This window comes from Pseudomonas sp. FW300-N2A2 (genome assembly GCF_017351735.1).
Classification (GTDB): Bacteria; Pseudomonadota; Gammaproteobacteria; order Pseudomonadales; family Pseudomonadaceae; genus Aquipseudomonas; species Aquipseudomonas migulae.
In genome coordinates, this window is sequence record NZ_JACNDU010000033.1 from 43248 (window position 1) to 52943 (window position 9696).

8 protein-coding genes are annotated in these 9696 nt (G+C 57.1%); 2 read left to right on the top strand and 6 right to left on the bottom strand.

The annotated features are described in order from the left end of the window. Positions 1-14 precede the first annotated feature (14 nt). Both J4E42_RS25825 and pseH read left to right on the top strand, forming a co-directional pair. A complete protein-coding gene (locus J4E42_RS25825; protein ID WP_207286488.1) occupies positions 15-1694 on the top strand; it encodes a methyl-accepting chemotaxis protein in 1680 nt (559 codons plus the stop codon). 176 nt (positions 1695-1870) lie between these two features. Then, positions 1871-2425, top strand: coding sequence for a UDP-4-amino-4,6-dideoxy-N-acetyl-beta-L-altrosamine N-acetyltransferase (gene pseH / locus J4E42_RS25830; RefSeq protein WP_207286481.1), 555 nt, complete (start codon positions 1871-1873; stop codon positions 2423-2425). Positions 2426-3306: 881 nt separating this feature from the next. Here pseH and J4E42_RS25835 read toward each other — a convergent pair. From J4E42_RS25835 to J4E42_RS25860, 6 genes are all read right to left on the bottom strand, one after another. Continuing rightward, positions 3307-3666: a hypothetical protein gene (locus J4E42_RS25835; protein WP_259331722.1), complete on the bottom strand. Its 360-nt coding sequence runs from the start codon at positions 3664-3666 to the stop codon at positions 3307-3309. An 18-nt stretch (positions 3667-3684) separates the two neighbouring features. Beyond that, positions 3685-4197: a DUF2514 family protein gene (locus J4E42_RS25840; protein WP_207286482.1), complete on the bottom strand. Its 513-nt coding sequence runs from the start codon at positions 4195-4197 to the stop codon at positions 3685-3687. Next, positions 4194-4745, bottom strand: coding sequence for a glycoside hydrolase family 19 protein (locus J4E42_RS25845; RefSeq protein ID WP_207286483.1), 552 nt, complete (start codon positions 4743-4745; stop codon positions 4194-4196). The genes J4E42_RS25840 and J4E42_RS25845 overlap by 4 nt, the downstream gene beginning before the upstream one ends. 60 nt (positions 4746-4805) lie before the next feature. Next, the gene (locus J4E42_RS25850) at positions 4806-5276 is read right to left on the bottom strand and encodes a hypothetical protein (RefSeq protein ID WP_207286484.1); all 471 of its coding nucleotides are present in this window, start codon (positions 5274-5276) and stop codon (positions 4806-4808) included. A 10-nt stretch (positions 5277-5286) separates the two neighbouring features. Further along, a complete protein-coding gene (locus J4E42_RS25855; RefSeq protein WP_207286485.1) occupies positions 5287-6594 on the bottom strand; it encodes a hypothetical protein in 1308 nt (435 codons plus the stop codon). Positions 6595-6597: 3 nt separating this feature from the next. Continuing rightward, the coding region (locus J4E42_RS25860; protein WP_207286486.1) for a host specificity protein J at positions 6598-9696 on the bottom strand (3099 nt) is incomplete at its 5' end.

The following is a 9696-nucleotide window of genomic DNA, read 5'->3' on the forward strand; positions in this document are numbered from 1 at the left end:
AGGCGAAACTCATCGTGACGTTAAGTCTTCGTAGCAAAGTCATCCTTCTGACGATCATCCCTGGCCTTTTGCTGGCTGCAGTGATCAGCGGCATCACTTTTTGGGTTTTGCAAAAGCTGGCATCCGAGGAGGTTGAGCAGACGCGCGACCTCTTGATCAATGAGCGAAAAACTTCACTGAAGCACTATATGGAAATTGCCCAAGCGTCGATTCAGCCGATATATGACGCTTCCAAATATGGGGATTCCGACGCTCGGGATCAGGCTGTGAAGATTCTGCGAACGCTGAGTTTCGCTAAACAAAACTATTTTTACGGCTATGACTCTTCGTCTGTTCGAGTGTTCTCCGCCAACCTGAACACCGATATCGGCAAGAGCTTTGTTGATAGCAAAGATGCCAACGGCGTGTATGTGATTCGAGGGCTGGTTGAAGCGGCCAAGACGGGTACACATTTTTTCCGGTACGACTGGCAAACCCCCGTCAGCCCGAAACCTACGCCCAAGCTCGGTTACACCGTTTATCTGGAGAAGTGGGACTTGATCGTGGGCACGCAAGTGAATCTGGATGATCTTGAAGTTCAGGTACAGGCCATCGCCAGTGAGCGCTATGAGCGAATCGGTCAGTACACCGCGTACATCCTTTTCCTCGCCGTTTGCGTGCTGCTCCTTGTGGCGCTGATTGGTATTTGGCTAGGAAACAGCATTGTGAAACCTTTACTGGCCATCAAGAAGAACCTGGACGACATCGCCGCTGGAGATGGCGACCTGACACACCGCCTGCCAGTTTCGAGCAACGATGAGCTGGGCGATTTGGCTCACTCGTTCAACTTGTTTGTGGAAAAAATTCATAACCTTGTGCGTCAAATCGTGGAGATGACCGGGCAACTGACGGCACTGGTCGAAGATATGTCGGCCCAGGCACAGCGCTCAGAGCAGGCCATGGATCGTCAGCGCCAAGAGACTGATCAAGTGGCGACAGCCATTCATGAAATGTCCACGGCTGCGCATCAGGTCTCCGTCAGCGCCCAAGGTGCTTCGCAAGCAGCACGAGAAACCAGCGATGTTGGTGGGCAGGCAAGAGATGTCGTCAACAAAAGCATCGAAAGCATTCATTCGTTGATTGAGGAAATAGGACAAAGTAGCTCGTCACTGGACAGCTTGAACAAGGATGTGCAGTTGATTGCCGGTGTAGTTGACGTCATTCGCTCTATTGCGGAGCAAACCAATCTATTGGCTTTGAACGCCGCCATTGAAGCAGCAAGGGCTGGCGATGCGGGTCGTGGTTTTGCAGTGGTCGCCGACGAAGTTCGAGCCCTGGCCAGCCGTACGCAAAAGAGTACCCAGGAAATCCACGGGATGATCAGCCTGCTTCAAAAAGGCACCCAAGATGCCATGATCACGATGGGCCGCTCCAGCGAAACAGGCCGAACAACAGGGGAACTGGCAAACCGGGCGGGATTGTCGCTGGATGCCATCAGCCAACTGATTTATACAATTAACGACATGAACGCTCAGATCGCCAGCGCGTCCGAAGAGCAGACCGCTGTGGCCGAGGAAGTAAACCGTAGTATGACTCACATCTCCCTGACGACTGATGTGGTCGCCGGGGACGCCAAAGATGGTGCACAAACCTCCAGAAGTCTCAGTGAGTTAGGTAATCGTTTAGGTCGTTTGATTAGCCAGTTTCGGATCTAGTAGTGAACCACCGCATCAAGTTATCGGACTTGATGCGGTCCTCTGTAAAATCACCAAAGTGACGCTTGCGATACTGATGGCTCTGGAGTGACTCTGCAAACCAAGTCGCTTGAAAAGGTATTTTCTCTATGAAGCTGTTAGCCTTTTAAGTTTTCTGGTCCCTGTGAGGTAATCCGGTGCAGTTTATTCCTTTAGTTGACGCCAGCCCCTCTGTTCAAGCACATGTGCGCACTCTCCGAAACCAGGAGGATGTCCGAAACAACATGTACACCTCCCACGAAATCACCGAAGAGGAGCACGAGGATTGGTTGCGTTCTTTGAAAGGAAACAAGCGCCAAGCGGTGTTCGTGGCCATGAGGAATGAGCAGTCCATCGGTGTCGTTTCACTCAACGCCATAAATGCAGCTCAACAAACAGCCGATTGGGCGTTCTATCTAGACACTGAACATCAAGGAAAAGGCATAGGAAGCATTGTAGAGTTTTGGATGCTTGACTATGCATTCAATGACGCATGCCTGGAAAAGCTCAATTGCGAGGTATTGGAAACTAATTCTGCCGTAATAAAAATGCACCAGAAGTTTGGCTTTGAACTTGAAGGAGTTAGACGCAAGAACATTCTGAAAAACGGAAGCCGAATTGACGTGGTACTGCTCGGCATTACCAAAGAAGAATGGAAAAACAAGCGCCCCGCGCTTGAGCCGCTGATTTTGCGTCTACGTAAGCAGGAATGACAATCGTGGGAGTTCGACTTGGACGCCCACCCCTACTGGGTTGATGGTGAGGCTCACTGCCTCGGATGGGAGCCCGAAATGCCTCCGGCATATGAGTGGTTCTTGCTCGGCATTTTCGACACTGAAGACAGCCCGTATGTGCAGTGGGCTCGGCGCGAGGTTTCGCCATGATCGCCCTCGCCTGGTTCGCCTACATGTACTGCCACAAGGATCCACGACCAAGAAGTAAGCCCACCCTGACCAGTTGCGGCCACTCAGCATTTCTCTGAAACAGCTGGCAGGGCGAACTACTGGACCTTATTCGAGCAGGCCTTCTTCGTATATCAGCTATACCCTGATACCCACCGTCAGCGCCCCCGCCGAATTCGTCCAACTGCAAGCCAAAACCTTACGACTCACAGCCTGCCGGTGAACGGCGGGCGAGGAATTCTATTGCCATGCCAAATCCTGCAACCAATGCAGCACTGTCACTGCACCTGTAGAAGAAAACCGGAAAGGATGGGCAGAAAATTGCGGGGCATGCGAACGAGGGCATGATCAAAAACTACCAGCGGGACCACGAGGGAGTCGTTTGGGCTGAGGAAATTCTGGACCTGAACATCAGCGAAATCACCGGGTAGTTTTGCGCAGACACAAAAAAGCCGATCTAACTGATCGGCTTAAGTGTCTGATTTTACTCAGGGAATATGGTCGGGACGGAGTGATTCGAACACTCGACCCCTAGCACCCCATGCAAGCAGATGGGGCTACACACCGCTAAACACGTGACTCCACATGGGGCGCTCGCTGCAACGATGCCCAACCGTGTTTAACGTCGAGTGACTTTGTCACTCTCTTTTCCCTCGACCCCTAGCATTTCCCATCTCCGGCGTTCTGCCGACCTATCGAACCTCCCTGCAATACCACGACTGCGCATACAGGCAGCCGTCGATCTCTTCCAGGCCGCTGATCGTGAAAGCGTTAGTCGCCATACCTGAAAGCCGCGCGTCCAGCAGCGGAAGCAATGGCACTTTATCCAGCGGCATACCCGGCGGATTCATCTCGGCGATATCGCTGGTCCGATTCAACTGCTGGCACATCTGGTTTCTGATGTTGATGTCACCCCTGATCGGCGTGGCGCCGTGGATGTCTTTCCAAGAGCGTGCGACGCCCCTCTCTCTCATGACAGTAATAAGGAAGTACATGGCCTGCTCGAATACTGGATAAACAAACAGCATCCAAAACAGCGAGCCAGCATTCAACCCGGCTTCGACAGAAGGCTACCGACCCAGACCATCATAGGCCTGCTCGCAGGTCACGCCCCTGGCTCGGGCTTGATCAGCAGCTTCAGCCAGTTCGCCCGCTCGCTGGTCAGCGCGCTTGAGCACGTCGGCAAGCACCATTGCGGCGCGGGTAGCTGCCTTGCTTGCGGCGGCAGTGCAGGAATTGCCGCTGGCTTCACTGGCTGCGAGTCGACCGGCAAGGTCGTCGGCCGCCCCGCGCAGGCTGTCAGCAGTAGCGCGAGCATTGGCAGCATCAGCTGTTGCTTGATCGATCGTGCGTTGACCATCTTGAATCGCCTTGTTGGTCGAGAGTTGACGGGCTTGTTCTTTGACGCGTTCAGCGGACTCATTGGCGGCCAGCGCCTTGGCGTCCAGGGTGTTGCGGTCATTCCACCTGCCCAGCCACTCAGCATCCTTGACTGAAAGGCCGTGGTGGTAGGCGCCGAACAACGCGCCGGCCACCAGAGCGACCGCCGCTATATAAGGAAGGATGCGCAGCCAGATGCTCATACCAGCACCTTCATCGCGGCGCTGTAGAAAGCAAGGCGTTCTGCCAGGCCGTTCAGGCCGCCATTGATGCGCCGAGTGATCCCGTTGAAGTCGCCAGCATCGGCCAAAGCATTCAGGTTCCGCGAATTCCAGAACCACGCCGCCGACTTGCACGCCCACTCGGCCTGCTCGAGCAGTTCAGGTGTCCGCAGCAGTCGATCATCACCAAACAGCGCCTTGCTGCACGCCAGGTAGTTGTCGTGCCCAGTGATTTGGATCAGCCCCCTGCCCCGGTACTTTTGGCCGTCGCCATCTGCCTCGGGCGTATTGCCAAGGCGTTTGGCCAGTAGCCCGGTGTCGTACTTGCTGAGGTACTGGTCGCCGCCGAGCTCCTTCACGTAGCGGAACTGCCCCGACTCATGTCCCACCTGGGCGATGAAGGCCGCCATGCGCAGCCGGGTGTTGATCTGGAACCGCTCCATGGCCAGATTCAGCGCAGACGCAAAAACGCCGGCTTGTTTGCCGGCGTTTGGGAGTATCTGCAACAGCTGCTGCGCGGTTATGGGCATTGCTTTCTCCTGGCACAAAAAAACCGCTCAATGGCGGCCGGTTTACAGGGTGGTTTCGCCTTAGGCGGTGGATGGAGCCGAAGCTGAGACCGTAAGGTCCATCCCGCTTGTTGGCTGAACCGGCCAGGTAACGACGGTGTGCCAACCTGCCTGTGTGGTCACGCGCCCCAACGAAATGGAGTAGTTCTTCCATTTCGTCAGCTGGGCTTTCCGGACCGGATACTCAGCTTCCTCCTCGGGCGTGGCCGCGAACTCCTCTTGCCCTTCAATCCCGATGTTTTCGATCGCGCTTTCAAGGTCGCCTATTCGATTAGTTAGAGCGGTTTTTTGGGCTGCCGCAAGTTGAATAAGTTGCTGTAACTTGGCGCTGTTGATGGCGAGATAATCCGGCGGCGGGTTAATGAATGCCAGATAACGCGGATCATCATCAAGCACTTCCCCCTGGTTCGGATACTCCGCCGGATCCTGCGGACAGCCAAACACCGAAACCACTGCCACCTGCGATGCATCCGAAAATTGAACGTATGGCATATGACCGCCTTTAGAAGGTGTAAGAAGTGACATAAATGAGCGCCGTTAGCGTGCCGGCCGATGTCGACACCGCATACCACATGGTTTGCAGCGTGATGACCACTAAGTTGAAATAGCCGGATGCGCTCGTGTAACCGCCTGTCACAAATGTCTGTCCGATGCCCACGGAGTTTGCCGACAGCCGTGCGGCATAGTCACCAGCACTGCTCGCCGACACCTTGACATAACCACCAACGCTTTTTGCATTGGGTGGAATTGCCGTCGATAGAGAGAGCGACGTCAGGCCGGCGGAGTTGGAGGATGTACTTAAAACGTTTACATCAGGCGTGGCCACCTTGCGAGAGTCCGAATCCAGATAGGCAATACCAAACTGGCCCGAGCCGGTAGTCGGCATCACCCCGATCAATGCGGACGCGGTGTACCCGGAGGGCATATTCGCCCCGGAATAAACCTCTGTCTGGACGCCGGCGGTGGCGTTCTTCGCCAACAGCGCACTCGCCAGAGTGGTCGGGTTGTAAATCAGGTAGATGGCAACCCATCCACTTGCAGGCGATGAGCCGGTATCCATACCGCCAGCGCCAACGGAACCTAGGTTAATGGTCTTGCTGAGGCTGGAAAGTTTGTAGCCCGTCCCGCCAAGTGCGGTTTCGACGATCACCTCGTCCGCCGTAAAGGTGGCGGTGGCTGACGCTGCGGTAATCGACATCTTGCCATTGCGGGTGCTGCCAACCACTGGCGGCTGGATTTGAGCAAGAGTCACTGCATGTTTGCTTTTTGTCGCATCTGCCACCTGCTGCGGCGCACCGGTGCAGAACAGCAGGACGTACGAGCCGCCACCAATCGAAGCGTTCCATTGAATCCAGGCGATACCGTTGGCGATGATCTCGCCACCCTGGAGTGCCGCATGCGCAGCGCCAACGATCGCCACCACACCCAAGCCATCGTTGATGGTGGCTGCGGCGGTGTTCGCGTTCGCAGCCTTGAAGCGGAGTGGTGTGCTCTCGCTTCGCGCGGTCAGCGCTGGCACGAAATTGCACACGTAGGCGCCGGCTGCACCGGTGTCGGCGACGAATTCACCCTGGCTTGCCGCGTCGCGTAGCGGGGCATCCAGCGGACCTTTATCAAGCCATGCGGAATTCGCTGCGTTTCGTTGTTTGAGACGTCCTGTCCCGGTGTCTCCCCAAACTTGGCATGGGAATGTCGGGCTTGGGGCCGAAGCCCCGCTGCTCTGAGACGCAAGCGCCTGCAAAGCAGCATTCGCATCATTCCGGAATACCAGGCCAGAGGCATTGTCCAGCGTCATATCATGTTGCGACATAAGTCAGTATCCCTTAGAGATGTAGTCAATCGAGCGGCCTGACTGGGCGACCCCACTGGAATTGCGAATGAAGACCGTGAAGCCCGTTGCGGTCTTGGCTGACACGTCCGGCCAATCACCGGGCGCGAGGTTTTGCGCAGTGATGCTGACGGCCGGTGAGGCGTTGAACGGCGGTGAGTAGGTGACGGTAAGCCCGCCCACTGGAACCTCGATGTCGTTTCCGCTTTCGATCCGGTCCGGCATGTCGATCACCACCTCGAGTTTGGATACATCGATCCAGTGAGTGGTCTGCTCGACCGAGCCGCGAAGCTGGAAGTCGAAAACCCGAGCGCGGTAATCGCCGACAACAAACGGCTTCCATGCCGACCAAACCTCGGGCAGCACCACATCAGAGGTGCGCACCCAAAGCGACAGCGAGGCGCCATTTGGCGGATCACCATCAATGCCCAGCAGCGCATCGAAGTCCGTGATCGTGTCAATGTAGGTTCCGTCGTCATACAGCGATGCCACGACATCGGCCGTCAGCGTGCAGTCGTAGACGTACCCGAGGTCAGCAGGTGCCGTGAAGCTGTAGGTCGAGCTGAGCAGCGAGCCGCCGAACTTGTCGATCTCGCCCAAGACAGCATCTATATCAGTGACATCATCGATAAAGCCGGCCCCGGACATTTTCAGCAGACCGCCCGATGGCGCCGCGTTGACTGCCACACCGGTAAAGGCTGGTGATTCAGTAATGGTCAGCACCACGTTGGTCGGCAGCGGAACCTGTGCGTCGGACCAGACCTCAGTCACCGGCCCACCGACACCAGAGGAATCGACCGCCCGCGCCAGGTACTTGCCGGGCAGCAAGGCGACCACGGACGACGTGGACCGCCCCGCCACTTCAGCCAGTGGTAAAGCAGCATCCCAGTTGGCAGATGTATTGCGCGTATGCCGGATGGAGATGCTGCCGCCGAGCTTCACATCAAGCTCCGGTGCGGCATCCCACGCCAGCGTGGCCACGCTGCTGATCACATCCAGTCGCAGACCGGTGAGCGCCGACGGCGGTGCCAGCAGCGCCTGAGCGTTGTACTCCTGTATCGATCCAGGGCCCGCCAGACCAAGGACTGACTTCGGCGTAACCCGAACCGACCACAGCCCAGATGAAGCCGAGTCGAAATCAATCGTTGGCGTGTTGATCTCCGTCACGTACTCCCAGTTACCGCCCGGTTTCTTGACTTCGATCTGATAACGCATCGCGCGTCGCGGCGGTGTCCAACTGACCGTCAATCGAGCAGCAGCCAGGCCGGTGCCGGTGTCGTACAGCGACTCAAGGAACGTGAGTTGCCCTACCGCATCCGGTTTGCCGAGATTGACGATGCTGGTCGGATTGTCGACGTCAGGCGTACCAAATTCGACCTGATCGAACTTGTCCGGGTCGTAAGCGATGCCGCTGATCGCGTAGGTGCCGTCATCACCTTCGCTAACGCTGATCACGCGAAACTTCTGCGTTTCCAGTTCAGGGGTGGAAAATACCCAAGGCGCAGTGGCCAAAGGGTCAGATGCAAGCGGCGGAGAGACAGTGATCGATGTTCCGCCAACCCCGACGGTTGCCGGAACGACGGCATAAGACCCGTCTGGCATGACAACGCCGACTGTCCCCGTACCGGCCAGGCCGATCGGAGCATCCAGCAGTAGCGTTGAAGCGGTACTGCCAGTCAGGAGCCGGCCACCATTGCGAGCACCGGCTCGATTCGCATCAGCGATATCAATGATGTCGCCTGGAAGCGGCAGCGCCCCGTCAGCACCGACGGCAAAGGAAACCGCCTCAGTTTCTGCATACAGCAACCAGCGACCAAGGCGGCGCGCCTGGCCACGGGATGTGCAGCCGATGGCCACGACGTCGCTCTGTTGGATGCGGTTCCACTTGGCGATCAGCTCAGGCCGCTCGACGATCTCGACCGACTGCTTGTATTGCTGGAGCGGATCGTTCCAGGTGACAGCTGCGACGTTGAAGCGCTGATCGGACGCGACCGACTGATAGTTGAAGTCGCCGCCGACCACGTTGGAGTTGTTGAACAGGTAGCGGCTGGAGTGCGGAGCGTCCTGCACAGCAGTCAGCGAGCCGCCGGCCCAGAAGCAAATCGCCCGGAACACCGACACCATGTCGTTGACCAGCTTCCACGCATCTTGCTGGGTGGTCAGGGCGATGTTGCAGGTAAATCGCGGTTCCCAGCCGCCAAAGCCGTTCGGCACCAACACATCGCAGTACTGGGCGATGCTGTACAGCGAGTACTTGTCGATCAGCGTCGAATCGAGCAAACCACCGAGCCCGTAGCGGGTGTTGGTGAGCATGTCGTACCAGATCCAGGCCGGGTTATCTGTCCATGCCCGGACAAAGGTGCCATCCCAAGAACCGGTATACGCTCGCGTGCCGGTGTTGTAGTTGCTCGGCACCAGGACCTTGATACCGTGGATCTGGAAAGCCATGCGTGGAATGCTGGAAAACTGCTGTGCATCGATTGAGATGCCGATCATCGCGGTGTTCGGGTAACGCAGCTTCTCGTCCCACAGCAAGGTGTAGCTGTCGAAGAAGGTACGGTTCTGGACTGCGCCACTGATGGAGTCGGACGACAACCGGGTCGCACGGATGTAGCGCGGCAGGCCGCCGGATGCCGGAAGGCGGACGTAATAGGAGAACTGCGTCCGGCTCATGGTCTTGCCAGTGACCCAGATGTCGTCACACAGCTGGAACCAGGCGCTCGCCCCGATCTTCCCTTCCAGCCGGAAAGCAACAGTTGAACCAGTGGTGTCGCCGTTCGTAGTGTTCTGCTCGCTCAGCTGCGGAACGCTGATCGTGACCCGAGTGGCATCCACGTCGGTGTCGGTGATGGCGCGCTCAATGGCTACGCCGTATTTCAGCTCAACCCCTACCGACTGCTCAGCCTCGAGGCCGGTCATCGGCATGTAGGCTTGGCCTTGAGTGCCGAGGCGGATATCGACGCCGACACCGGAGAAGTTGTAGCTGCCGTCGGCGTTCTGGAGCGGCACGTCGTCGAAGAAGATCTGCTGCGCGCCAGTGATGCCGGAGATTTCGCCTTCAGAGATAGCGTGCAGCACCCTTAC